21 protein-coding genes are annotated in these 24,466 nt (G+C 69.7%); 11 read left to right on the top strand and 10 right to left on the bottom strand.

Annotation, left to right across the window (positions count from 1 at the left end; all coding sequences use genetic code 11):
• A partial coding sequence (locus Q8Q85_13770; GenBank protein ID MDP3775326.1) for an ATP-binding cassette domain-containing protein occupies positions 1-859 on the bottom strand: 859 nt, incomplete at its 3' end.
• A gap of 26 nt (positions 860-885) precedes the next feature.
• Here Q8Q85_13770 and Q8Q85_13775 point away from each other — a divergent pair.
• Entirely contained in the window at positions 886-2,232 is a 1,347-nt protein-coding gene (locus tag Q8Q85_13775) for a GH1 family beta-glucosidase (GenBank protein MDP3775327.1), read from the top strand.
• A gap of 8 nt (positions 2,233-2,240) precedes the next feature.
• On the opposite strand, the gene Q8Q85_13780 is transcribed toward Q8Q85_13775, so the two are convergent.
• The 9 genes from Q8Q85_13780 to Q8Q85_13820 form a co-directional block, all read right to left on the bottom strand.
• Positions 2,241-3,014 carry a hypothetical protein gene (locus Q8Q85_13780; GenBank protein ID MDP3775328.1) on the bottom strand — a complete coding sequence of 258 codons (774 nt, stop codon included), beginning with the start codon at positions 3,012-3,014 and terminating at the stop codon, positions 2,241-2,243.
• Entirely contained in the window at positions 2,908-5,751 is a 2,844-nt protein-coding gene (locus Q8Q85_13785; protein ID MDP3775329.1) for a hypothetical protein, read from the bottom strand. The genes Q8Q85_13780 and Q8Q85_13785 overlap by 107 nt, the downstream gene beginning before the upstream one ends.
• 17 nt (positions 5,752-5,768) lie before the next feature.
• Positions 5,769-6,176, bottom strand: a complete 408-nt coding sequence (locus tag Q8Q85_13790; protein MDP3775330.1) for a hypothetical protein — start codon at positions 6,174-6,176, stop codon at positions 5,769-5,771.
• Complete coding sequence (locus tag Q8Q85_13795) at positions 6,173-6,994, bottom strand: carbohydrate ABC transporter permease (GenBank protein ID MDP3775331.1); 822 nt, start codon at positions 6,992-6,994, stop codon at positions 6,173-6,175. Before Q8Q85_13795 ends, Q8Q85_13790 begins: the two co-directional genes overlap by 4 nt.
• Complete coding sequence (locus tag Q8Q85_13800) at positions 6,991-7,881, bottom strand: sugar ABC transporter permease (protein MDP3775332.1); 891 nt, start codon at positions 7,879-7,881, stop codon at positions 6,991-6,993. The genes Q8Q85_13795 and Q8Q85_13800 overlap by 4 nt, the downstream gene beginning before the upstream one ends.
• On the bottom strand, positions 7,878-9,173 hold the full coding sequence (locus Q8Q85_13805; protein MDP3775333.1) for a sugar ABC transporter substrate-binding protein: 1,296 nt from the start codon (positions 9,171-9,173) through the stop codon (positions 7,878-7,880). Before Q8Q85_13805 ends, Q8Q85_13800 begins: the two co-directional genes overlap by 4 nt.
• Positions 9,173-10,609: a glucoamylase family protein gene (locus Q8Q85_13810; protein MDP3775334.1), complete on the bottom strand. Its 1,437-nt coding sequence runs from the start codon at positions 10,607-10,609 to the stop codon at positions 9,173-9,175. The genes Q8Q85_13805 and Q8Q85_13810 overlap by 1 nt, the downstream gene beginning before the upstream one ends.
• Before the next feature lie 78 nt (positions 10,610-10,687).
• Positions 10,688-13,633, bottom strand: coding sequence for a TonB-dependent receptor (locus tag Q8Q85_13815; GenBank protein MDP3775335.1), 2,946 nt, complete (start codon positions 13,631-13,633; stop codon positions 10,688-10,690).
• Between the two features lie 68 nt (positions 13,634-13,701).
• Positions 13,702-14,706 carry a LacI family DNA-binding transcriptional regulator gene (locus tag Q8Q85_13820; protein MDP3775336.1) on the bottom strand — a complete coding sequence of 335 codons (1,005 nt, stop codon included), beginning with the start codon at positions 14,704-14,706 and terminating at the stop codon, positions 13,702-13,704.
• 337 nt (positions 14,707-15,043) lie between these two features.
• Here Q8Q85_13820 and pfkA point away from each other — a divergent pair, with 337 nt between their 5' ends.
• From pfkA to Q8Q85_13870, 10 genes are all read left to right on the top strand, one after another.
• Positions 15,044-16,015: a 6-phosphofructokinase gene (gene pfkA / locus Q8Q85_13825; protein ID MDP3775337.1), complete on the top strand. Its 972-nt coding sequence runs from the start codon at positions 15,044-15,046 to the stop codon at positions 16,013-16,015.
• Between the two features lie 159 nt (positions 16,016-16,174).
• Positions 16,175-16,741, top strand: coding sequence for an RNA 2',3'-cyclic phosphodiesterase (gene thpR / locus Q8Q85_13830; protein ID MDP3775338.1), 567 nt, complete (start codon positions 16,175-16,177; stop codon positions 16,739-16,741).
• 3 nt (positions 16,742-16,744) lie between these two features.
• Positions 16,745-17,398 (top strand): hypothetical protein, encoded by a 654-nt coding sequence (locus tag Q8Q85_13835; protein MDP3775339.1) that lies wholly within the window; start codon positions 16,745-16,747, stop codon positions 17,396-17,398.
• Positions 17,395-18,759, top strand: a complete 1,365-nt coding sequence (locus Q8Q85_13840) for a sigma-54 dependent transcriptional regulator (GenBank protein MDP3775340.1) — start codon at positions 17,395-17,397, stop codon at positions 18,757-18,759. Before Q8Q85_13835 ends, Q8Q85_13840 begins: the two co-directional genes overlap by 4 nt.
• Positions 18,756-19,310, top strand: a complete 555-nt coding sequence (locus tag Q8Q85_13845; protein MDP3775341.1) for a hypothetical protein — start codon at positions 18,756-18,758, stop codon at positions 19,308-19,310. The genes Q8Q85_13840 and Q8Q85_13845 overlap by 4 nt, the downstream gene beginning before the upstream one ends.
• Positions 19,311-19,313: 3 nt before the next feature.
• The gene (locus Q8Q85_13850; GenBank protein MDP3775342.1) at positions 19,314-20,813 is read left to right on the top strand and encodes an aldehyde dehydrogenase family protein; all 1,500 of its coding nucleotides are present in this window, start codon (positions 19,314-19,316) and stop codon (positions 20,811-20,813) included.
• A 73-nt stretch (positions 20,814-20,886) separates the two neighbouring features.
• On the top strand, positions 20,887-21,750 hold the full coding sequence (locus tag Q8Q85_13855) for an RNA polymerase sigma factor RpoD/SigA (GenBank protein MDP3775343.1): 864 nt from the start codon (positions 20,887-20,889) through the stop codon (positions 21,748-21,750).
• On the top strand, positions 21,751-22,254 hold the full coding sequence (locus Q8Q85_13860; GenBank protein ID MDP3775344.1) for a YajQ family cyclic di-GMP-binding protein: 504 nt from the start codon (positions 21,751-21,753) through the stop codon (positions 22,252-22,254).
• 137 nt (positions 22,255-22,391) lie between these two features.
• Positions 22,392-23,702 carry a 30S ribosomal protein S12 methylthiotransferase RimO gene (rimO, locus tag Q8Q85_13865; GenBank protein ID MDP3775345.1) on the top strand — a complete coding sequence of 437 codons (1,311 nt, stop codon included), beginning with the start codon at positions 22,392-22,394 and terminating at the stop codon, positions 23,700-23,702.
• On the top strand, positions 23,699-24,466 hold a 768-nt coding region (locus Q8Q85_13870), incomplete at its 3' end, for a SpoIID/LytB domain-containing protein (GenBank protein MDP3775346.1). The genes rimO and Q8Q85_13870, both read left to right, overlap by 4 nt.

A 24,466-nucleotide genomic window follows, 5' to 3' on the forward strand; every position in this document is an offset into this window, starting at 1 on the left:
TGCCAAGGATCACCGAGCGGCCAGGCCCGACGCCGGCGGGAAGCGCCTCGCCGCCGAGCGGCAGGCGCGCGGCTTCCCCGGCCACGAACACCAGGCCACCGTCGGCGACGATCTCGCCGTGCAGCAGGTTCATCGGCGGGCTGCCGATGAACGAGGCCACGAAGGTGTCGGCCGGCCGCTGGTAAAGCTCGAGCGGCCCCGCGACCTGGCGCATCTCCCCGGCCTTCATCACCGCGATCCGGTCGCCGAGGGTCATCGCCTCGACCTGGTCGTGCGTGACGTAGATCGTGGTGGTGCCGAGCCGGCGGCGGAGCGCGGCCAGGTCGCGTCGCATCTGCACGCGGAGCTTGGCGTCGACGTTGGAGAGGGGTTCGTCGAAGAGGAAGACCTCCGGCTGGCGCACGATCGCCCGGCCGACCGCCACCCGCTGTCGCTGGCCGCCGGAGAGCTGGCGTGGCTTGCGGTGCAGCAGGTCCTCGATCCCCAGCAGGGCGGCGGCCTCGCGCACCCGGGCGTCGGTCTGGTTCGCCGGCATGTCGCGGAGCGTGAGCGCGAAGGCGAGGTTCTCGCGGACCGTCATGTGCGGGTACAGCGCGTAATTCTGGAAGACCATCGCGATATTGCGGTCCCGGGCTGGCACGTCATTGACGATCCGGTCGCCGATCCGGATTGCGCCGGCGCTCAACTCCTCGAGCCCCGCGATCATCCGTAGCACGGTGCTTTTGCCGCACCCCGACGGCCCCACGAGGACCAGGAACTCCCCATCGGCGACCGCCAGGGTCAGGCCCGCCACGGCCACATGAGTCCGGCCGCCGTCCTGGTATATTTTCCTGATGCCTTCGAGCGTCACACTCGCCATGGAGCCGCTCCTCTGTCCGGATGCCCGTGACCGAACGATTCCCTGACGGCTTCCTCTGGGGCGCCGCCACCTCGGCCTACCAGATCGAGGGCTCTCCCCTCGCCGACGGCGCCGGCCCGAGCATCTGGCACCGCTTCGCGCACCTGCCGGGCCGGCTCGCCAACGGCGATACCGGCGACGTTGCCTGCGACCATTACCACCGGTACGCCGAGGACGTCGACCTGATGCGCGAACTGGGTCTCACCGCCTACCGTTTCAGCGTCTCGTGGAGCCGGGTCCTCCCGGCCGGCCGCGGCGCCGTGAACCCGCGGGGCCTCGGCTTCTACGACCGGCTCACGGACCAACTGGCGCGGCACGGCATCCGTCCAGTCGTGACGCTGTTCCACTGGGATCTGCCGGTCGCCCTCGACGAGGCGGGCGGCTGGTGCAACCGCGACGTCGCGGACTGGTTCGCCGACTACGCGCGCGTGGTGGCGAGCGTGCTCGGCGACCGCGTCACCCTGTGGGCCACGCTCAACGAGCCCTGGGTTGTCGTGGACGGCGGCTACGTCCACGGCACGCTGGCGCCCGGACACCGGAGCCTCGCCGAGGCCGCGCGGGCCACCCACAACCTGCTCCGCGCCCATGGGGCGGGGATCCAGGCCGTCCGCGCCGAGGGGGCGGCGCAGGCCGGGCTCGTCGTGAACCTCGAGCCGAAGTATCCCGCCTCCGACCGGCCCGAGGATGTCGCCGCCACGCGCCGTGCCGACGCATACATGAACCGGCAGTACCTCGACCCCGTGCTCCTCGGCGCGTACCCCGCGGAACTCGAGGAGATCTACGGCGACGCCTGGTCGGTTGTGAAGGCCGGCGACCTCGATCTGATCCGGCAGCCGCTCGACTTCCTCGGCGTCAACTATTACACCCGCGCGGTCACCCGCGCCGCCCCGTCCGCCGAACCGACCCGCGCCGAGCGCGTGCGTCAAACCGACCGGCTCCACACGGAGATGGGCTGGGAGGTCTACCCCGAAGGGCTCACGGACACGCTCCTCTGGGTGGGGTCGCGCTACGGCCGCCTCCCGCTCTACGTCACCGAGAACGGCGCGGCGTTCGCCGATCCGCCGGTCGCCTCGGACGGCACGCTCGACGACCCGCTCCGCGTGCAGTATTTCACGGAGCACCTCCGGGCGGCCCGTCGCGCGATCGAGGCCGGCGCGGACCTTCGGGGCTACTTCGCCTGGTCCTTGCTCGACACCTTCGAGTGGAGCGAGGGCTTCACCAAGCGGTTCGGCCTCATCCACGTGGACTACGCCAGCCAGCGCCGCACGCCGAAGGCGAGCGCCCGTTTCTACGCGGAGGTCATCCGGACGCACGGCGGCGTGCTCGGCGCCTAACGCCGGCCTCACCAAGGGGCCGGGGTGTCCCAAGCCTTGGGACGATACCGCGGTGCCGCGTCGCGCCCGAGCAGCACCTCCACGCGGTGGGTCCGCCCGTCCGCGGCGAGCGGCACGCGCACCGTTCCGTCTTCGACTGAGACCGGCCCGTCGGAGCAGCTCGCCGTGGTCCGGTCGTCCGTAGCAGGCGGAGCCCGGCGCACCACGATCTCGTACGTCGCGCGGCGGTCCGGGAGGCGCAGGCGTACCGTGAACCCCGGCCAGTCCCCGGGGATGCAGGGCCGGATCACCAGCGTCCGTCCGGCCTCGAGCGACACACCGAGCACCGACTCCAGCGCGACGCGGAACATCCATCCGGCGGAACCCGTGTACCAGGTCCAGCCGCCACGGCCTACGTGCGGGGCCGCGCCGTAGACGTCGGCGGCGACCGCGTACGGTTCGGTCCGGTACCGCGCCACGAGGTCGGGCGTCCGCGTGCGGGTCACTGGACTCAGCATCTCGAGCAGACGGGCCGCGCGCTCGGTGCGCCCCCCTTCCGCGAGGGCGCGAACGGCCCACAAGGCCGCGTGGGTGTATTGGCCACCGTTCTCCCGCACCCCGGGCAGGTACCCCCTGATGTAGCCCGGATCGCTCCGGGTGTGGTCGAACGGAGGCGTGAGGAGCCGGATCAGCCCCTCAGACTCCGCCACCAGATGCTCCTCGAGCGCGTCGAGCGCTTGAGCGGCCCGGTCGGCGGGCGCGACGCCGGACAGGATCGACCACGCCTGCGCGATGGCGTCGATCCGGCACTCCTCGTTCGCGGCCGAGCCCAGCGCCGTGCCGTCGTCGTAGAAAGGCGCGGCGATACCAGTGGCCGTCCCAGCCCGCGTCATCGAGCGCGTCGCCCAGATCGCGGCAGAAGGCGCGGTAACGGCCGGCGTGTGCGGCGTCACCGCGGCTCATGGCCAGCGGGGCGAATCGCCTGAGGATGTCGTAGAGGAAGAACCCGAGCCAAACGCTCTCACCCCGACCTAAGCGCCCCACGCGGTTCATCCCGTCGTTCCAGTCACCGGTCCCCATCAGCGGCAGGCCGTGCGCCCCGCGCGTGAGCGAGCGGTCGATGGCGCGGCAGCAGTGCTCATAGACCGTGCCGGACTCGCCGGCGACCGCCGGGACGACGAGCGCCTCGTCCTCGTGCGGCGCCAGTTCCGGCGCCGTGAGGAAGCGGGCGTTCTCGTCGAGCAGCGTGGCGTCGCCGGTCGCGTCCAGATAGGACAGGGTCGCGTGCGGGAGCCAGAGCAGGTCGTCGGAGAACCGCGTGCGGATCCCCTTGGCGGCCGGCGGGTGCCACCAGTGGAGCACGTCGCCCTCCACGAACTGGTGCGCCGCGTGGAGGAGGATCTGGCGGCGGGTGAGGTCCGGCCGGAGCGGGAGGAGCGCCGCGGCGTCCTGCAACTGGTCTCGGAAGCCGTAGGCGCCGCTCGACTGGTAGAACGCGGATCGGCCCCAGATTCGGCAGCTCAGGTTCTGGTAGGTGAGCCATCCGTTCACCATGACGTCGATCGCCGGCGCGGGGGTCTCGATCTGCACGCCATCCACCAGGTCCCGCCAGAACGCGCGGACCTCGTCCAGTGCGGCCTCGACCGCTGCCCCGCTCCCGTACCGGCGGATCAGGTCGCGCGCGGCCGCGTGGTCGGCCGCCTGCCCCAGGGCGAACACGCATTCGGCCGCCGCGCCCGGCGCGAGCTCGAACGTTGCTTGGAACGCCGCGCACGGGTCCAGTCCGGCGCCGGTTCGGCCATCTAGTTCGCCGCTGCTCGACAGGGCTGCGGGACGATCCGGGCTTTCGCGGCGGCCTAGGAACTCCGTGCGGTCTCCCGTCCAGGTGACGCGGGCGCCGTCGCATGGCACGAGCGCCGCGAAGGCCACGTGTCCCGCGTAGCCGCCGCCGCCGCCGTTCTGCATCGCGAACATGGCCGTGCTGTCGCGGTCGTGTTCGGTGACGACCCCGTCGGCGCTGGCCTGCCGCAGGGTGCCCAACACCCACTCCGCGTACCAGAACGCCGAGAGGCGGCGCACCGCTGCGCCGCGGTTGGCGATCCGGAGGCGGACCAGCTTCACCGGATCGTCGCGTGGCACGAAGCTGACGGTCTCCTGCTCCAGGTCCAGGCTCGTGTGCTTGTAGGTCGTGTAGCCGAAGCCGTGGCGCACCTCGTAGGGGCCCGAGCCTGGGACGGGTCCGGGCGTGGGCGACCAGAACACCCCGGCCCGCTCGTCGCGCAGGTAGAGCGCCTCCCCGGGCGGATCCGTGACGGGGTCGTTGTACCAGGGAGTGAGACGGTTCTCGCGGCTGTTGCCGACCCACGTGCTGCCAAGGCCCCGCTCGGAGGCGATGAATCCCGCAGCCTCGTTCGCGACCACGTTGACCCACGGCAGGGGGGGCAGCGTTAGGCCCGAGGTCCGGCGCGCGAGCCGGATGACGTACTCGGTGCCGTCAGCGCTGAAGCCGCCGAACCCGTTGAAGAAGCGGAGTTGTTCGTCCGCCGGCGCGTCGAGGTCCACCCCTGGCGCCGGTCGGAAACGCTCGCCCGCTCCCGCGCCGGCGGGCGGCACCGGCACCTGGCCATCCCGGTCCCAGAGCCAGGGGATGCGCGCTCGCTCGCCTGGTGCCGCCTGCGCCGGCCGCGCGAACAGGCTGTCGGCCGCGCCTGAGACGACGCCTGCCGCGATCGTGCCGAGGACGTCCTCACGGCTCGGGCCGGCGGTGAGCAGCGCCAAGAGAGCCACCGATTGCCCCGGCTCGAGGGTCACCGCCTGCCGGATGGCCAGCACAGGGTCCAGCACGCTGCCGACCGTTCCCGACAGGCGCGCGGACGGCTCGAGCGCTGCGGGAGCTGCGAGCGATCGCCCGCGGCCGATGAAGCGGGCGCGGTCCGTCTCGAACGTGCAGGGTTGCGCCCGTGACACCGGATCCTCGAGGACCAGTGCGTGCGCGACCCAGATCGGCGCTTCGTCCAGGCTACGTGGCCGGCGGTGGGCGAGCAGTGCGCCCGGATCGGGCGCCCATTCGGTCTCGACGAACAGCTTCCCGAAGGCCGGGTGCTTCGCGTCGGCCCAGGGAGTGGCGAGCACCGCCTCGACGTAGGTCGTCAACTCGAGGCGGCGCGGGCGGAGGTCGAGATTGTGCAGCGTGACACGCCGGCACTCGATATCCTGGTCCCGCGCCACCGTCACGGCGGTGCGGGTCTCGATGCTCTCGTCGCAACGCTCGATGATGGCCAACCCGCCCTCGAACCGTGCGGCGTACCGGTCGGGCGTACGTCGGACGGGTTGCAGTCCGGCGGACCACACTACGTTCCGCTCGAGGTCGCGAACGTAGAGGAAGAAGCCGTCAGCGTCCCGGGTGCGGTCGGCGGTCCACCGCGTGATGACGTTGTCCCCGAGCGCGGAGACGCCGGATCCCGCGGTGGAGAGCAGGACCCGGTACCGCCCGTTCGAGAGAACGGTCGCGTCGGACGGTGCCGCGGGGGTGTCAGCCATGCGGTCTCCGTGCCCGCTCAGTAGACAAAGCGCACTTCCGCTGGCAGACGCCGGACCGTGACAGTCCCGGCACTGTCCAGCGGCACCAGCCTGGCGTCGAGGAACGCAGCCCGCACCCCGATCAGCTTGAATTCGAGCGTGTTGGGGGCGGCCTCGCCCCTGATCCAGAAGCTGAACGCGTAGTTAGGCGGCAGGTCGAGCGCGAGCGCCTTCCGCGCGATCGCGTAGCCGCCGCCGGCGAAGGCGAAGTCGAGCCGCATCGCCCGGCCGCGATGGCCGGCGTCGCTCCACAGGGTCAGCGTGACACCGTCGGCGGGGTGCGCGGTCCAGCCGGCGACCCGTTCGAAGTTGTCAATCAGCCGCGGCGCGAGGGAGTCCGCTTGCGCGGCGGCGAGGACGGCCGCGAGGACGAGCGGGCCGGTCATCCCTTCACGCCGCCGGCTGTCATGCCCCGGATGTAGTAGCGCTGGAGCAGAACGAAGACGAGCATCACCGGCAGCACGGTGACCACCGCGCCCGCCATCATCAGCTCCGTGTCCTGCACGTGCTCGCCGGCCAGGTTGGCCAGCGCGACCGGGAGCGTGTAGCGCTCGCTGTCGCTGAGGATGACGAGGGGCCACTGGAAGTCGTTCCATGTGTTGAGGAACGTCCAGATCGCCAGGGTGGCCAGGATGGGCGTGATCAGCGGCAGGACGATGGACCGGTAGATTCGGAACTCGCTGGCCCCGTCGATGCGCGCCGCGTCCAGCAGGTCGTCGGGGAGCGTGAGCAGGTACTGGCGGATCAGGAAGATCCCGAAGATGCTGGCCATCGAGGGGACGATCACGCCCCAGTACGTGTTGACGAGCCCGAGCTGCTTGAAGAGCAGGAACAGCGGGAGCATCGCCACCTGCGTGGGGACCAGGAGGCCCAGGGACAGGGAGCGGAAGACCCGTTCCCGCGCGCGGAACCGCAGCTTGGTGAGGGCGTACCCAGCCATCGAGTTCACCACGACCGAGATCGCGGTGGCGGCCGTCGAGACGATCGCGGAGTTGAGGAGATACCGCCCGAGATCCAGCCGGATGAACAGCGCGCGATACTGCTCCAGCGTCGCCGCGTGGGGCACGAACCGCGGCGGGTAGTTGTTCGCCTCGCCCGGTGCCATGAACGAGGCGGCGAGCATCCAGGCCATCGGCGTGAGCACCAGCACGCCGCCGGCCAGGAGGGCCGCGTGCAGCGCGACCGACGCCGCGCCGCGTCTCACTCGCCCTCGCGCTGGAGACGCAGCTGGAGCAGCGTCGCCGCCAGGATCACCGCGAACAGGATGAACGCGATCGCCGCCGCGTATCCCATCCGCCACCAGCGGAAGCCCTCCTCGTACATCAGCAGCACGACGCTGGCCGTGCTGCGCAACGGACCGCCCTGCGTCATCACGTACGGCTCGGCGAACAGCTGGAAGAAGCCGATCATGGTGATGATCCCGACGAACAGGAGGGTCGGCCGCAGGGAGGGGAGCGTCACATGCACGAAGCGGCGCCACGGTCCGGCGCCATCGAGCTCGGCCGCCTCGTACAGTTCCTCGGGGATGCTCTGGAGGCCGGCCACGAAGACCAGCATGCCGTAGCCGAAGTTCTTCCAGACGGCGACGATGATGATCGCCGGCATCGCCCAGTGCGGGTCGCCCAGCCAATCAATCGGCCCGACCCCCACGGCGCCGAGCGCGTAGTTGAGGAGCCCGAACTGGTGGTGGAAGACGTAGCGCCACACCACCGCTACAGCGACCAGCGTCGTGACGAAGGGCGCGAAGTAGATGGTGCGGAAGAGGCCCTTGAAGCGCGCCAGTGGCGCGTTGACGAGCAGGGCCGCGCCGAGAGCGACGAGCACGCTGAGCGGACCCCCCACCAGCGCGAAGTAGGCCGTGTTGCGCAGCGCATTCCAGAAGTCCGGGCTCGCCAGCAGGCCGGCGTAGTTCCGGAGGCCCACGAACCGGGCGCTCCCCGGGTCGCCGATGGCGTAGATGTCGAAGTCCGTGAGGCTCAGGAGGAGACCGCCGGCAACCGGCAGCACGAAGAACACCGCGATGAGCACCAGGGCCGGCGCGAGGAAGATCCACGCGGCGGTCTCCTGCGAGGCCGAAAGCCCCCGTCTCACCGCCCCGGCCCCCGCGCCGAATCGCGCGCGAGCAGCCAGCGCCGCTTCGCGAGCACGCGGTCCACGTCTCGATCGAGCCGATCGAGGACCTGGTCCACCGGGGTGCCGCCCCGGATCGCACGCTCGGCGTTCTCGATGACCTTCGTGGCGATCAATTCCCACTCCGGGACCTGCGGCAGGGGAACCACACGGTGGAGCTGCTCCCAGAACGCCCGGGTGTGCGGGTGCCGATCGAGCCCGGCCGCTTGCCACACCTCCCGCCGGGCGGGCAGGTCGCCGGTGAGGTCGTAGAGCCGCCGCTGCTGTTCGGCCCGCGAGAGAAACTCGATGAGCTTCCACGCCTCGGGCTTTCGGGCCGAGGCCCTGAATAGGACGAGGCTTGACCCCCCGGCCAGCGAGACACCGGACGTCGCGCCAGCCGGACCGGGCAGCGGGGCGGTGGCCCACTGGTGCTGGAGCGCCCGGGGCAGCCGGCGCCGGAACTCCCCGAGGTTCCAGGGACCGGTGATCCACATGGCGAAGGTGCCACGCGCGAACTCCTGGTAGGGGTTAGCGACGTCGTTGTTCCCCATCGGTGCCGCGGCGCCGCTCTGGTAGAGGCCGACGTAGAACTCGAAGGCGCGGCGGAACGCCGAGTCGCGGAAAGCCCCGTACCGCGCCGAATCGCGCAGGAGCGGAGCACCCGCCTGGAGCCCGAGGACGACCGGCTGCACCCACTCGTTGGTCGGCAGGAAGATGGCGTGGCGGCCCGGACCGATGACCCGCGAGACCGCCGCCATCGCCTCGCGCCATTCCTGCCAGGTCGTGGGCATCGCGTCGTAGCCGGCGCGGGTGAGGATATCCGTCCGGTAGAACAGGACCCGGGTATCGACGTACCAGGGGATGCCGAACGCGGTCCCGTCGAGCACGTTCGTCCGCCAGATCCCGTCGAAGTACGCGCCGGGATCCACGACCGCCGAGGAGGCGATCCAGGGGTCGAGGGGCTCGAGGGCGCGCAGCGCCACGAATTCCGGCACCCAGGTATTCCCGACTTGCGCCACGTCCGGCGTGGCGTCGCCGACGTAGGCGGTCAGGAGTTTCTCGTGCGCGGCGGTCCAGGGAAGCTGCTGGAGACGGACCCGGATGCCGGGGTTCTCGCGCTCGAACGCCTCGAGCAGCGGTCGGACGCGCTCACCCTCCTGGCCCAGGGCCCAGAAGCGGAGCGTCGGCTCGGCCTCCTGGGCGCGGCAGGCGGCCAGCGCGCCACACCAGACCACGAGTGCGTGGAGCGCGGCTCGCCGCCCGTGCCGCATCACGGCGCCTGGTCGAGCCAGCCGCCGCTGAAGCCGGCGCGCCGGAGACCGCGAACGATGTAGGGGCTCCGGCGCATGTACCTCCAGACGATGTCGGCGCGGTGGTTCGCGATCATCGCCAGGATGGGGCCCTGGTCAATGCCCAGGTAGTCCGTGTCGAACCACCCCTGGCCCGCCACGTAGCGGCCGTGTCTAAGCGGGGTGCTCGGCCACTGCCACGTCGGGTTGAATGCGTCGAAGAACCCATACGTCCCAAACAGCCACGTCCCCTGGCGTTCCCGCATCGCGACCAGCGCGGGGATCGCGATCTCCGGCGCGAACGGGATCGAGCCTCCCGCCGCCGTGGGCGTTACGGTGCCGTCGTCCCGCACCTCCGTGAACGAGGCGCCCCGCGCGGCGTACGTAAAGAACCGGCGCGATGCGCCGCGCACCAGCTGCACCACGTCCGCCGGGCCGTCCGACGCGGACAGGCCCCAGGTCTCCGGACCGAAGCCGGTCCAGCCGTCGGGGTTGGCGATGGCGTAGGCGCGCTGGGCATAGGTCGCCCGCCGGGAGTTCTCGAAGTAGTCGATCCCGCGACCGCGCATGTACGCGTCGCGGATGCCGCGGAAGTCGATCCAGACGTGCGAGTACTGGTGGCCGAACAGCGGCGCGAAACCGACATGTTCGTAGCCGTGGAACCGTCCCCATTGGTAGGTGGCCGTCCAAGCGTCCCAGGCCGTCGAGTCGATCGCGGCGGTCGGGGAACCGAGGGCGAGCACGTAGATGATGGAGCCCTCGCTGTAGCCGCGCCAATCGTACGTGCTGAACCCGTCCTCCGGCTTCCAGGCCAAACCGACCAGCGGCGCGCGGGGCTGGAACCAGCGCCAGTTCGCCCGCCGGTAGAGGGAATCGGCATAGGCACGGATGGCGGCCTCGGTGGCGTCGGCGCCGTCGAAGTACTGCTGGCAGAACAGGGCACCGGCGAGCAGGATCGCGGTGTCCACCGTGGACAGTTCCACAGTGCCGAACCGGTGGCCGTCAGCCATGTCCAGGAAGTGATAGAAGAAGCCCTCGTTCCCTCCCGTGCCCGAGGGAGCCGCCCCTTGCGGGAGGCCGTAGAAGAACCGGAGCGTCGTGAGCACACGATCGGCGGCGGCGGCCCGCGTCACGTAACCGCGCTCGGCGCCGATCGGATAGGCCGTGAGCGCGAACCCGACCGCCGCGATGCTGGAGAAGCTCGGCGTGGGCCAGCGGTCGGGCGTGAGACCCGTGGCGGGGTCGGTGCGCTCCCAGAAGAAGGCGAAGGTCCGCTGTTCCAGGGTGTCGAGGAACGCCTGGGCGCGCGGGGAGGACGGCTCGACGGGACCGGCCGTCGGGCCGTTCCGCGGACAGGCGGGGAGAACCGCCGCCGCGAGAATCAGGCCCGTCAGGGCGCCGCGGGTAGCGAGCGACATCGTCGCGATGATTCGCTTGTAAAGGTAGCCGCTGCGGAGCGCCGGCGCATTGGCCGGCGCCCCGCAAACGGGTAGGGACTAGAATCCGAGGTCGACGCCGACTTGGAGCCGCTGCGGGTCGCTGATCACGCAGCCCGCCCTGCCGTTAACGTCGGTCGGGTTGAACGTGTTGAAGCAGCCCAGGTTCTGGTTGTTGAACGCATTGAACACGTCCAGCGTGAGGCCAAGCCTGTTCCGGGTGACCGTGAACTCCTTGCGGAGCCGCAGGTCCACGTTGGTGAAGGTCGGAGCCGTGAAGGCGCCCGGCCGCAGCGGATTCGGTGGATCGCACACCGGCGTACCGCTGACGACCCGCCGGTCAGAAGGACATCCGAACCGGTCACCCACGTCCAGCCGCTGCCCGCTCGCCACCGTGGCGAGGCCGCTGAACTGAAGGCCCCACGCCCGCCGCGACTCGAGGATCCAGTGGGCCACCGCCCGGTGACGCTCGTCGTTGCGGACCTGACGGGGGTAGTCTGCGGGGTTCGGGAAGCTGAAGTCGTCGTTGAACCCCTGCGTCTCGCGCTTGGCGTAGTTGTAGGCGAGCCCCGCGCCCCAGCTCAGGCCCTCGGTCGCCCGGTGAAACGGCCGGTCCAGCTTGAGCTGCAAGGCGTTGTACCATGTCTGTCCGGCGTTGTCCGCGAACAGGATGGTGCCGAACCCGGGGATCGAGTTGCCCACGAAGCACCCGGCGACGGCGAAGGACCGCTCGGGGCAGGTGAAGTTCAGGTTGGCGAAGTAGAACGTGAACGTATTGTCACTGCGCACGCCCGTGTAGGCGGCCTCGAGCGCCCAGCTCCCCACGAGCTGCCGCACCCCGAGGCTGAACTGGTTGGACATCGGCGGCCTCAGGTCGTTCGGCAGGAGCTTGACCTCACGCGTGTTCGCGGCCACGCCGGTCAGCAGCTGGTCGACGGCCGCCTTCCCGCCGGTCAGGTACGAGTCGTTCCAGTCGATGCGGCCAGGGTCGGTGTCGCCCACGGGTCGGAACCGGATCAGGTAGCTTGGGTGCTGTTCCGCGAACTTCTCCTCGATCGCCTGGTCAAACAGCGTGCGGTCGTAGAACAGGCCCCAGCCGCCGAAGACGGTGGTCCGGCCCGCCCGGTCGACGCTGTAGGAGAAGCCGAGCCGGGGCTGGACGGCGCCCAGGAAGCGGCTCCGGTTGGACCCATCCGTGAAGTACCGGTTCGGATCAAGCGGGATGAAGAGCCGGCTCGCGTAGGCGGTGAGCGAGTCGCGGACGTTGCTGGGCGTCACGTAGTCGTAGTTGAGCATCCCGGACTCGTAGTCCCACCGGACGCCGAGGTTCAACGTGAGTCGCGGCGTCGGGCTCCAGTCGTCCTGGAGGAACAGCCCGAGCTGCGTGTTGTTGGTGCTGAAGTTCGGGTCGCCGCTCTGGAACTGGACGCGCTCCGGGATCTCGAAGTCATTGAACCACGATTCGTACACGAACTGCGGGATCTCGGAGTTGCGCTTGATGATGTCGTAGCTCAGGAAGTCGACATTGCCGCCGGCTTTGACGACGTGACTGCCGGCCCAACCCCACCCCGACCAGGTCACGACGTTACGGAGCGAGAGGCGGCCCTGGGTGAAATCCTGGTTGGAGACGTTGCTGCCGATCTGCGCGCAGCAGCCGAACCCGTAGAACCGGTTCGCGGCGCTCGGGGTCGCCGGCACCGGGTTGTAGTGGTACCGCTGGAAGCTCACCTGCGCCTCGTTGAGCCATGACCCGCCGACGTACTGGTGCCGCAGCAGTGCCGTCGTCACCGAGTTCTGGAACCGGGTCGCGGTCTCGAATGCCGTGAGCCCGCCGAAGTCGCGGATGTCGTGCTCGCCGCGGGTGTTGAGGCTGAACTCGAAGGACGACCGCGTCGAGCGCGCGTACGTCAGCTTGCCGAAGAAGAGGTTGGAGCGGAACGGCGATCCGAACTCGCCGTTCCGGGACGCGAAGTTCACGGTGTCGAGCGCGGGGAATCCCGTCGGCGGCACGATGTTCACGCGGCTCGAGCGATTCTGGTAGTTGCCCTCGTACGAGGCGAAGAGGTGGAGCCGGTCGCGGATGAGGGGACCGCCCACGCTCAGGCCCGTCAGGTACCGCGAGTAGTCGGGCTTCCGTAAGGTCGTATCCCGGATGGCGTCCGCACGCTGGAAGACGCTCTGGGCGAGCAGTCCGCGGTGCTGATAGCCGGTGAACGCGAACCCGGTCCACGTGTTGCCGCCGGACCGGGTCGTCGCGGTGATGATCGCGCTCGAGGCCTTCTGGTACTCGGCCCGGTAGTTCTGGGTCAGGACGCGGTACTCCTGGATCGCGCCGCGGGGGAACGGGTTGCCGCGGCTGGCGTCCTGGCCGGCCACACCGCCCCGCAGGATGTCGTTCTTGTAGCTCGCGCCGTCGATGAAGACGTTGATCTGGTCGGCGCCCTGCGCGCCCGCGGCCACCGTGCGCCGGGTGTCGTCGATCCGGTCGCCCACGAGTCGCATGCCCGGCGCGAGGACGGCGAGGTCGAGGAAGTTGCGGTCGGCGGACGGCAGCAGGTTGATCTGTTCCTGCGTGACGTTCGTGGCTACCTCCGACGTGCGCGTCTCCACCGCGGCCGCGCTCACAGTCAGTTCCCGCAGCGCGACGGCGGCCGTGGCGAGCGTGAAGTCGGCTTCGAGCGCCGTCCCGATCGCGATCCGGACGCGCCTCGTCTGCGGCGAAGCGCCGATCTGCCGGATGGTGAGCTCGTACTCCGCGGGCGCCAGGCCCAGGAGGATATAGTAGCCCCGTTGATTCGACGTCGCCGCGCGCGCGGTCCCGGTGGCAACGTTGCGCAGCCGCACGTCGGCGCTCGCGACCGGTGCGCCCCGGGGATCGCGGACGTACCCGTGCAGACTGCCGGTGGTGGTCTGCGCCCGCGCCGCAGCGGGCAGGAGCAGACCGGTGAGCGCGACTCCCGCCGCGAGGGCGGCGCGCAGGAAGCGGATCCGGATAGCTGTGATCATGCGTCGTCCCTCCTTCAAGGGGCGGTGGGGTTTCGCGGACCGGGGACGGCCATGGCCGTCGCTCGTTCTTATCCGCGGTTAGCGCCGCAGGAGCGCCGCACCACTAGCGTCGTGGGCAGCGTCTCTCGGCGCAAATCAGGCTGGGCTCGGTCGCGCACGCCCGCGAGCAGCCGCGCGGCGGCGCGGGCGCCGAGTGCCCGGATATCGACGTGTACTGAGGTCAGAGGCGGATCGATGTACCGCGCCATCGGGATGTCGTCGAACCCGCCCAGAGCCATGTCTTCGGGGATCCGCACGCCGGCCTCTCGCAGGGCGCTGATGGCGCCGATGGCCATCCCGTCGTTGGCGGCGAACACGGCGGTGGGCCGATTCCGGAGCGCGAGGATCAGGCCGGCAGCCTCGTGGCCCGCCGCCTCGCTGAAGTCTCCCGGGAACTCCAGGTCCGGGTCGTTGTCCAACGCGAGGTTCTCCTGTGCCGCGCGGTAGCCGCGCAAGCGCTCCGTCGCATCGAAATTCCCGCTGTCGCCACAGATGATCGCGATCCGACGGTGGCCGAGACTCGCCAAGTGCTCCAGCATCGCGTACGCGCCCTCGAAGTTCGCGATGGCGACGCTCGCGACGTCCAACCCTCCGGGCGGACTGCAAAGCGAGACCACGGGACAATGGGCCGACAGAGCTTCCCGAGAAGTGCCTGAATCCAGGTGGGGTGTCATGGTGATGAGCCCATCGACCCGGCCCCGGAACGACCGGAGCGCTCCCTGCGTTTCCTCCTGCCCGCGGTGCGCGCTGGTGACCAGGAGGTGGTAGCCTTCGCGCCGGGCCACCTCGTCCACGCCGCGAATCAGCTCCGAGAAGAACTCGCCATATAGGTCCGGCAGGAGGAGGCCAAGGGTGCTGGTGCGCCGCGTGATCAGGCTCAGCGCGGCGCCGTGCGGGCTGTAGCCCAAGGCCTGGGCGGCCGTGTCAACGCGTACCCGCGTCGCCTCTCGAACCAGTGGGCTGCTGTTCAACGCCCTGGAAGCCGTGGCCACCGACACTCCCGACGATCGGGCGACGTCCTTGATTGTGGCCATCTTCGACATCCCTCGCGGTGGGTGCCGGAACTAGATCGTGACATCCAGGCCCTTACCGAAACCCTCACCTGATCCGCATGGCACCGTCCGACTGTAATCGTTTACATTTCTCGCGAGTTTGTCAAGATGGCCTCGCAAAGGCGGGCACTTTCTGCGGTTTCCGGGGGGGGCCTCTTTGACAGGCTGGAGGGGGAAATGGCAATGCTGTGTAAACGATTACATCATACTTCTGCAGTAAGCCGTCAGCGATGGTGACCGCCGGGGAGCGGCGGTCCGGCGCCGGGCGCGCGCGGCCGGCGAAGCGGCGCGGCGGTGCAAACTCGTTCACGGAGGCCAGATGAGGCGGATCGCGGTGCTGACGAGCGGCGGCGATGCGCCCGGAATGAACGCCGCGATCCGCGCGGTCGTGAGAACGGGCATTGCGCGCGGGCTGGACGTCGTCGGTATCCATCACGGTTACGCCGGGCTGATGGAGGGGCGGCTGCAGCCGTTGGGGCCTCGCGACGTCGACGGCATCATCCAGCGCGGCGGCACGGTGCTGGGCAGCGCGCGCTGCCCCGAGTTCACGTCGCCCCGCGGGCGTGGAGTGGCGCTCGACGTGCTGCGGCGTCACGACGTCGAGGGGCTCGTGGTGATCGGCGGCAACGGCTCGCTCTCGGGCGCGGATGCGCTGTCGGGCATGGGGTTCCCCGTGGTGGGCGTGGCCTCGACCATCGACAACGACGTGAACGGCGCGGACATCACGATCGGCGTAGACACCGCGCTCAACATCGCCCTGGAAGCCATCGACCGACTGAAGACCACTGCCTCGTCCCACCAGCGCACGTTCCTCGTGGAGGTGATGGGGCGCCAGTGCGGGTATCTCGCCCTGATGTCCGGCCTCGCCGGCGGGGCCGATGTGATCGTGATCCCGGAGGTCGAGGTCAGCCCGGACGAGGTGGTGGCCGAGCTGCACACGGCGTACGCGCGCGGGAAAAAGCACGCGATCGTCGTGGTGGCCGAGGGGGCACGGCAGAATGCCGCCGCGCTCGCCCGGCACTTCGAGTTGCATCGAGACCGGATCGGCTTCGAGCTGCGGGTCACGACGCTCGGTCACGTCCAGCGTGGGGGGGCGCCAACGGCGTTCGATCGTCTGCTCGCCACGCGACTCGGAGTCGCTGCGGCGGAGCACTTGGCTCGAGGGGAGGCGGGGGTGTATTCGTGCCTTCGCAAGGGCGTCATCCAGGCCGTCGCGCTCGAGCAGATCAGGCAGCCCAAGCCTCCTCCGGATCTCGAGGCGGTCGGGATGGCGCGGATGCTGGCGCAGTGAAGCGACGACACGGCTCGTCGGGCCCGGCGCGGCGGCGTCCCGCACGGCGACCCGGAGCCCGCGCCCGCGGCGTTCCCTCAACGATCGCATAGCCCGAGACTCCTGCCGGTTTGGGCCACGACGGGGTTAGCTTTTGGCCCGTGAGCGGGAATCGCTAGCGTGCGGCTCTTCGTGGCCGTCAACCTCCCGGCCGAGGAGCAGGCGGCGGTGTGGAGCGCCGCGGCTCCGCTTCGCGACGCCGGGCTACCGGTTCGCTGGGTGGCCGAATCGGCGCTGCACATCACCCTGAAGTTCCTGGGTGAGGTGGACGAGGTCGTTGCCGGCGCGTTGGGGCCGGCGCTCTCCGACGCGGTCGGCGCGGCGCGGCCCTTCGATCTCGGCCTGGGCGGGTTCGGTGCCTTCCCGAGCATGGCTCACCCGCGGGTGCTGTGGTTCGGGATCGAGCGCCACCCTGCGCTCGAGCTGCTGGCCAACGATGTCGAGAGCGCGGTCGGCCGGTTCGGCTTCGCACCGGAGCTCAAGCCCTTCAATCCGCATCTCACGCTGGGTCGCGCCGAAAAGGATGCGCGGCAAGCGGACTTCCGCGTCCTGGGAACGCCGGCCGCCGAGGTGGAGTATTCCGGAGTGATGCGCGTCGAAGCTGTGGACCTCATGCGGAGCACGCTCGGGCGTGGCGCGCCGGCGTACACCGCGCTGCACCGCGCGCCGCTCGCGGTGGAGCGCTGACCGATGGGCTGCCTGAAGCAGCTGTTCGTCCAGGTCGGCTGCCTGGTCCTGGTCCTCGCGGCGGTCGTCCTCGGCTTCATCTATAGAGAGCAGGCGACGGCTGCGTACCGCAGACTGCGCGGGCTGCAGCCCGTCGCGGACACCGCCATCTATGCCGCGCCGACGCCGGACGGGGCGGCCCGTGCCGCCGGCGCGCTCAGGCAGCTGTCGAATCGCGGCGGACCGGCGTACGTGGACCTCACGGCGGAGGAGCTCGCCGCGCTGGTGGACCGCGAGTTCGGACGCGGCACGCGCCGCGTCTTCGACTCGGTCGGGGTCGCCCTCGAGGAGAACATGGTGAGGGTGCGCGGTGTCCTCGACGTCTCACAGATGCCGCGGCAGCTGCTGGGCCCGCTGGGGTCGGGGCTCGGGCGCTTCGAGCCGGTGGCGGTGGGCGGCCCGCTGGCCGTGGACTCGGGCGGCCGCGTGCTGTGGACGATCACGTCGCTCAAGATCCGCGATTTCCCGTTCCCGAGGAGCACGATTCCCGCGATCATTCGCGCGCTCCGCATCCCCGGAGCGACCGACGGATCCCTTGCTCTCCCGATGGGCGAGCCGGTCGGCGACGTGCGGGTGTCACCGGAGAGGATCCGGGTGTACCGGGCGGCGCCGCGATGAGCCATCGGCTGCTCATTGTGGACGACGAGCAGGGGATCCGCGAGGCCCTGCGGCAACTGCTCGAGTACGAAGGCTATGAGGTCGAGACCGCTGTTTCCGGGGCTGAGGCGCTCGGCGCGTATTTCGATGTCCGTCCGCACCTGGTGCTGCTCGACGTCAAGATGGCGGGGTTGGACGGGCTCGAGGTGCTGAAGCGGCTGCGCGAGCAGGACGCCGGTGCGCTGGTGGTGATGATCTCGGGCCACGGGACGATCTCGACCGCGGTCGAAGCGACCCAGCTCGGCGCGCACGACTTCCTGGAGAAGCCGCTCGACACCGACCGGGTGCTGCTCACGATCCGCAACGCGCTCAAGCAGGTGGTCCTGGAGCGCGAGGTGAAGGCTCTCAAGGCGGAGGTCGAGCGACGCCACGAGATCGTCGGCTCTTCGGCGGTGGTCCGGCAGCTGATCGAGCGGATCGAGCGGGTGGCGCGCTCGGCTTCGCGCATCCTCATCACCGGGGAGAACGGAACGGGGAAGGAGCTGGTGGCGCGCGCCATCCACCGCCTCTCCGCGCGCGCCAACAAGCCGTACGTCGAGGTGAACTGCGCCGCGATCCCCTCCGAGCTGATCGAGTCGGAGCTGTTCGGGCACGTGAAGGGGTCGTTCACCGGCGCGTTCGCGGACCGGACCGGCAAGTTCGAGCAGGCTGACGGCGGCACGCTGTTCCTGGACGAGGTGGGGGACATGAGCGCGTCGACGCAGGCCAAGGTTCTGCGCGCGCTCCAGGAGGGCATCATCACTCCGGTGGGGTCCACCAAGTCGGTGAAGGTGGACGTGCGGATCGTCGCCGCGACGAACAAGAAGCTCGAGGACGAGATCGCGGCGGGCCGGTTCCGCGAGGACCTCCTCTACCGCCTCAACGTGGTCCCTATCGAGGTCCCGCCGCTTCGCGCGCGCCGCGAGGACATCCCGCAGCTGGTGGAGCACTTCGCGCAGCAGCTCGCTGAGACCCAGGGGCTGGTCGTCCGTCCGTTCGCGGCCGAGGCGCTCGACCGCCTGCGGCGTCATGCCTGGCCCGGCAACGTGCGGGAGTTGCGCAACACTGTGGAGCGGCTGCTGATCCTCGCCAACGGCGCGGAGATCGGCGAGCGCGACGTGGCGCGGCTCATCGGCCGCGGGCCGGAGGGGGCCGGGCTGAGTGAAGCCTTGCTGGCTTCCGGCACGTACGAGGAGTTCAAGGACAACGCGGAGCGCGCCTTCCTCCTCGCCAAGCTCAACGAGTACGATTGGAACGTGAGCGAGACGGCGCGGAAGCTGAACATGCCGCGGTCGAACCTGTACAAGAAGATCGAGCGCCTCCGACTGGAGAGGGAATCGTGAGCCCGGGCGAACCTCCGCGCGATTGGGACAAGGAACTCGCGGCCATAGACAAGCTGATCGCGTCGGGGGCCGGAAGCGCGCCGCCCGCGAGTCCGGTGGTGAAGGGGAAGGGGGCCGCCCCCGCGCCGGTACGCACGGACGGACCGACGGTAGCACCGTCGGGCGGCAGGAAGGCGGCGCTCCTCACCTGGTTCCGCGTCGTCCTCGGAGTGCTGCTCGGCGTCGCGATCACGCAGTGGCCGTACGACCGGAGCTGCGGCCTGCCGCTGTTCGGGTACCTCGGCGGCGTAGCGGCGCTGCTCGCCGTGTCGCTCTCAGGGATGGTCTCGGCGTGGAGGACGCGCTCGGCCCTCGCCCACACGCTGTCCCTGGGCCTGCTGCTCTTCGGCGCGGGACTCACGGCGCGCGAGGTGCTGCCCCGGATCGGCTACGCGAAGCGGTCCGCGGCGTGGGTCTGCGAGACGCGGCCGGCCCAGCCCGTTCAACGCCCGGCGCCACCGCAGGCGGCGCCTGCTACTCCATCAACCTCTCAGACCCGGGACTCGTTCTAGATCATGGCGAAGACCTTCAAGAACTTCATCGGTGGCGCTTGGGTCGCCCCTTCGACGGGCGACCACTACGAGAACCGCAACCCCGCCGACTGGCGTGAAGTGATAGGCCGCTTCCCGAAGTCCGGGTCCCAGGACGTGGACCGTGCGGTGAAGTCGGCGCTGCGGGGCTTCGAGCTGTGGCGCCGGACGCCGGCGCCGGTGCGCGGCGACGTGCTCAAGCGGGTCGGCGACCTCCTCACCGCGCGCAAGGAGGACATCGCGCGTGCGATGACGCGTGAGATGGGCAAGGTGCTCGCGGAGACGCGCGGTGACGTGCAGGAGGGGATCGACACGGCGTACTATGCCGCGAGCGAGGGGCGGCGCCTGTTCGGCCGCACGGTCCCTTCCGAGCTCCGCGACAAGTGGGCGATGACCGTGCGGCGCCCGATCGGCGTCGCCGGCGTCATCACTCCCTTCAACTTCCCGATGGCCATCCCGACCTGGAAGATCTTCCCGGCGCTGCTGTGCGGGAACGCGGTCGTGTTCAAGCCCAGCGCGGACGTGCCCCACACCGGCACGCTGCTCGTCGAGGCGCTGCTCGACGCGGGGCTGCCGCCCGAGGTGATCCAGCTGGTGCACGGCGGCGGCGGCGCCGTGGGCAACGGGATCGTGAACCACCCGAAGGTCCCGCTGATCTCGTTCACCGGCTCCACCGAGACGGGCGCAAGGATCGGCGAGACGTGCGGGCGGATGCACAAGCGGCTCTCGCTCGAGATGGGCGGCAAGAACGCGATGATCGTGATGGACGACGCCGACCTGGACCTCGCGCTCGACGGCGTGCTGTGGGGCGCGTTCGGCACGACGGGCCAGCGGTGCACGGCGACCAGCCGGCTGCTCCTCCACCAGAAGGTGCACGACCGGTTCCTCCGGATGCTGGTGGATCGGGTGGAGAAGCTGCGCCTCGGTGACGGCCTCCTGCCGACGACGGACGTGGGGCCGATGATCAACGAGCCGGCCCTCAAGAACACGGCGGACTACGTCGAGATCGGCCTTGCCGAGGGTGCGGAAATGCTGACGGGAGGCCGCCGCGCCGGCGGCGCCAGGCTCAAGAACGGCTTTTTCTTCAAGCCAACGGTGTTCGCCGGCGTGAGGGCGGGCTCCCGGCTGGAGCAGGAGGAGATCTTCGGTCCGGTGCTGTCGGTGGTGAAGATCGCGAGCCTCGAGCACGCCATCCGGGTCAACAACGGGGTGCGCTACGGACTCAGCTCCTCGCTGTACACCCGTGACGTCAACAGCGCGTTCCGGGCGATCGAGGACATCCAGGCGGGCATCACGTACATCAACGCGCCGACCATCGGCGCGGAGGCGCATCTGCCGTTCGGAGGCGTGAAGGAAACCGGCAACGGGCATCGCGAGGGCGGCTGGCAGGTGTACGACTTCTTCACCGAGACGAAGACGGTGTACGTGGATTACTCGGGGACGCTCCAGCGCGCGCAGATCGATGCGTACGATGAAGCGCAATGACCTTCCAACTCCCCGTTGCGCGCCCGGAGAGGCCCGGCTACACTAAATCATCCCAGCGCCATCAGCGAGCTTCATGCCGAGACATCTCAATACCGTCCGCAAAGCGTGGGTCGAAGAAGGCTCGCTGGATCAGTATCTCCGCGAAATCAGTTGTTACCCCCTCATCAATCGCGAAGAAGAGGTCAACCTCGCCGTCCGCATCAAGCAGGACGACCCGGAGGCGCTCGACAAGCTGGTGCGCTCGAACCTCCGCTTCGTGGTGTCGGTGGCGAAGAAATACCAGAACCAGGGCGTTTCCCTGGCGGACCTCATCAACGAGGGCAACCTCGGCCTGATCCGCGCGGCGCACAAGTTCGACGAGACCAAGGGCATCAAGTTCATCAGCTACGCGGTGTGGTGGATCCGGCAGGCCATCCTTCAGGCGTTGGCGGAACAGAGCCGCATCGTGCGGGTCCCGCTCAACCGCGCCGGCACGCTCCACCGCATCGGGAAGCGCTCGTCGGCGCTCCAGCAGGAGCTGGGCCGCGAGCCCACCGTCGAAGAGATCGCCGAGGGCATGGACATCAGCGAGGAGGAGGTGGCCAAGACCCTCTCCATTTCGCAGAGCCATCTCTCGCTCGACGCCCCGATGACCCCGGGCGAGGACAACAAGCTGCTCGACTACCTCCCCGACACGCTGAATCCGACGCCCGACGAGGAGACGTTCGACCACGCGCTCACCGAGAGCATCGAACGCGTTCTGACCACGCTGAAGGAGCGCGAAGCGAAGATCCTCCGGCTCTACTTCGGGCTCAACGGGCAGGAGCCGATGACGCTGGAGGAGATCGGCAGCCTGCTCGGCATCACGCGCGAGCGGGTCCGCCAGATCAAGGAGAAGGCGCTCTCGCGGCTCCGCCACATCTCGAAGGCGCGCGCCCTCGAGAGCTTCCTCTCCTAAGTGGCCTCGCAGCAGTCCTTCGACATCTCGACCGGCGCCGATCTCCAGGAAGTCGACAACGCGGTCAACCAGGCGAGGAAAGAGCTCGCCCAGCGTTACGACTTCAAGGGGTCGAAGGCATCCATCGACTTCGACCGTACCAAGAACCAGCTGGTACTCGTCGCGGACGACGATTTCAAGATGCGCGCCCTCTTCGACCTCCTGCAGGGCAAGCTCATCAAGCGTGGCGTGCCGCCCAAGAACCTGGTGATCGGCGACGTTCTCCCGGCCGCGGGCGGCACGGTGCGCCGCGAGATCGGCCTTACGCAGGGCATCGCCGGCGACCAGGCGCGCGAGATCGTGAAGGCCATCAAGGATGGCGGGTTCAAGAAGGTGCAGGCGGCCATCCAGGGCGAGGAGGTCCGGGTCTCGGCGCCTTCCCGCGACGAGCTTCAGAGCGTCATCGCCTTCCTGCGATCGCAGGACTTCGCAATCGAGTTGAAGTTCGGGAATTATCGGGGATGAAAGGGGAGTGAGGGGAGTAAGGCGAGTGAGGGGAGAAAGGGAAGTGAGGGGAGTAAGGGGAGTTAGGGGAGCGAATTCCCTTCCTCCCCTTTCTCCCGTTACTCCCGTTACTCCCCTTTCTCCCCTACCTTACGTCAATGAAACTTGGCGTAATCTCCCTCGGCTGCGACAAGGCGACGGTCGACTCCGAAGCGCTCATCGCCCGCTTCGTGGGGCACGGCGCCGAGGTCACGGCGTCGCTCGGCGACGCCGACGTCATCCTGGTCAACACCTGCGGCTTCATCGACGCGGCCAAGCAGGAATCCATCGACGCCATGCTGGCCGCGGCCCGCATGAAAGTGGAAGGACGCTGCCGCGCCGTGGTCGCGGTGGGTTGCCTGGTGGCGCGCTACCAGGACGAGCTGAAGAAGGAGATCCCCGAGGTCGATTACTTCTGCGGCTTCAAGGACCTGCCGGGACTGATCCCCCAGCTTCACGCCGACGGCCTTCTCGACGACCCGGTCGCGATGCACCCGGGGATGCGGTTCTTCTTCGGCACCAAACCCCACGTGCGCTACCTCAAGATCAGCGAAGGGTGCGACCACACCTGCGCCTTCTGCGCGATCCCGCTCATGCGCGGGAAGCACCGCTCGCGCCCGATGGAAGAGCTGGTGCGCGAGGCGCGGGAGCTGGAGGCCCAGGGCGCGCGCGAGATAAACCTGGTGGCGCAGGACCTCGGCCACTACGGGCGCGACGTCCCCGGCGGCCCGCGACTCCCGGACCTCATCCGCGCCCTGCTTCGTGAGACGGGCGTGCCCTGGTTCCGGTGCCTGTACGTCTACTCGATGGGGATAACGCCGGAGCTGGTGGACCTCTTGGCGCGGGAACCGAGGCTGGTGCCGTACCTCGACATGCCGATCCAGCACGCCAGCGACCGGATGCTGAAGCTGATGCGGCGTCCCGAGCGGCAGCAGACGATCCGCACCAAGGTGGCATGGTTGCGCGACGCGATCCCCGACATGACTATCCGCACCACAGCGCTGGTGGGGTTCCCGACCGAGTCGGACGCCGAGTTCCGCGAGCTGCTGGAGTTCGTGGACGAGATTCAGTTCGACCGGCTCGGCGCGTTCGCCTACTCGCCGCAGGAGGGGACGCGCGCGGCGCTGCTCGCGGACGACGTGCCGGACCCGGTGAAGCGCGATCGGCTCGAGCAGGTGCTGGAGCTGCAGCGCGCGGTCTCCGCCGACCGGCTGGGCCGGATGGTGGGCCGCGAGACGGACGTGCTGGTGGATGAGCCCGCGGCGCTGGGTGATCCCGGCGACCTCGTCGGGCGTTCGCCGTTCCAGGCGGACGACGTGGACGGCTGCACCTACCTCCGGAGCCCGAGCGACACGGCGCCCGGGAGCTTCGTGCGGGCCCGGGTCGTGGAGACGCTCGATTACGACGTGATCGCCGAGCCGGCGGCGTGAGGCGCGCGGCGCTCCTCGCCGGCGCCGCCGCGACGCTGGCCGGCTGTGCGCGCCGGGCCACCACCCCCACCCCCAGCCTCGCCGAGATGCCGGCGATCCGCGTCGGCATCGTGGTGGACCGGGACAGCAGCGCGATCAGCGCGTCCGGCCAGTTCCGCTTCCTCGGCGCGGACGGCGCGATCCTCGCGGTGGTGGATGCCGGCCGCGCCTGGCGGGTGGAACCGGGGGACGGCGCGGACCGCATCCGGCTCATCCGGCCGGATCGCCCCGAGCCCGTCGTCGTTGCGGCGCCCGTCACGGTGCGCACGGAGCGAGCCGACGACTACGTGGTGATCGACGGGAGACGCTATCGCGGCGAGGCGCTCATCCAGCGTGGCTCGACCGGCGTCACGGTGGTGAACCGCGTCCCGCTCGAGCTGTACCTGCCGAGCGTGGTTGCTCTGGAGCTGGGTTTCCGGGCGCCGTCGGACCGTCAGGCGGTGATGGCCCAGGCGGTGGCCGCGCGGACCTACGCGATACGCTATCGGGGCCGGAGGACCGCGCTCGGGTTCGACGTCTACCCCACGGACGCCGACCAGGTTTACGGCGGCGTGGATGCCGAGCTGCCGGAGATAACGGAGGCGACGCGCCGCACGGCGGGCTGGATCGTCACGTACCGCGGCGAGCCGATCCAGGCTCTGTTCCATTCGACCTGCGGCTGGTCCACCGAGGCGGCGAACGAGGTCTTCCAGAACCGGGAGCCGGTGCCGTATCTTCGCGCGGTA

Source organism: Gemmatimonadales bacterium (assembly GCA_030697825.1).
Lineage (GTDB): Bacteria > Gemmatimonadota > Gemmatimonadetes > Gemmatimonadales > JACORV01 > JACORV01.

Bases quoted from the DNA above. Each gene is read 5' to 3' on its own strand.
- Q8Q85_13785 (MDP3775329.1), bottom strand. From the start codon at position 5,751: ATGGCTGACACCCCCGCGGCACCGTCCGACGCGACCGTTCTCTCGAAC.
- Q8Q85_13790 (MDP3775330.1), bottom strand. From the start codon at position 6,176: ATGACCGGCCCGCTCGTCCTCGCGGCCGTCCTCGCCGCCGCGCAAGCG.
- Q8Q85_13805 (MDP3775333.1), bottom strand. From the start codon at position 9,173: ATGCGGCACGGGCGGCGAGCCGCGCTCCACGCACTCGTGGTCTGGTGT.
- Q8Q85_13810 (MDP3775334.1), bottom strand. From the start codon at position 10,609: ATGTCGCTCGCTACCCGCGGCGCCCTGACGGGCCTGATTCTCGCGGCG.
- Q8Q85_13815 (MDP3775335.1), bottom strand. From the start codon at position 13,633: ATGATCACAGCTATCCGGATCCGCTTCCTGCGCGCCGCCCTCGCGGCG.
- Q8Q85_13820 (MDP3775336.1), bottom strand. From the start codon at position 14,706: ATGGCCACAATCAAGGACGTCGCCCGATCGTCGGGAGTGTCGGTGGCC.
- pfkA (MDP3775337.1), top strand. From the start codon at position 15,044: ATGAGGCGGATCGCGGTGCTGACGAGCGGCGGCGATGCGCCCGGAATG.
- Q8Q85_13835 (MDP3775339.1), top strand. From the start codon at position 16,745: ATGGGCTGCCTGAAGCAGCTGTTCGTCCAGGTCGGCTGCCTGGTCCTG.
- Q8Q85_13840 (MDP3775340.1), top strand. From the start codon at position 17,395: ATGAGCCATCGGCTGCTCATTGTGGACGACGAGCAGGGGATCCGCGAG.
- Q8Q85_13850 (MDP3775342.1), top strand. From the start codon at position 19,314: ATGGCGAAGACCTTCAAGAACTTCATCGGTGGCGCTTGGGTCGCCCCT.
- Q8Q85_13855 (MDP3775343.1), top strand. From the start codon at position 20,887: ATGCCGAGACATCTCAATACCGTCCGCAAAGCGTGGGTCGAAGAAGGC.
- rimO (MDP3775345.1), top strand. From the start codon at position 22,392: ATGAAACTTGGCGTAATCTCCCTCGGCTGCGACAAGGCGACGGTCGAC.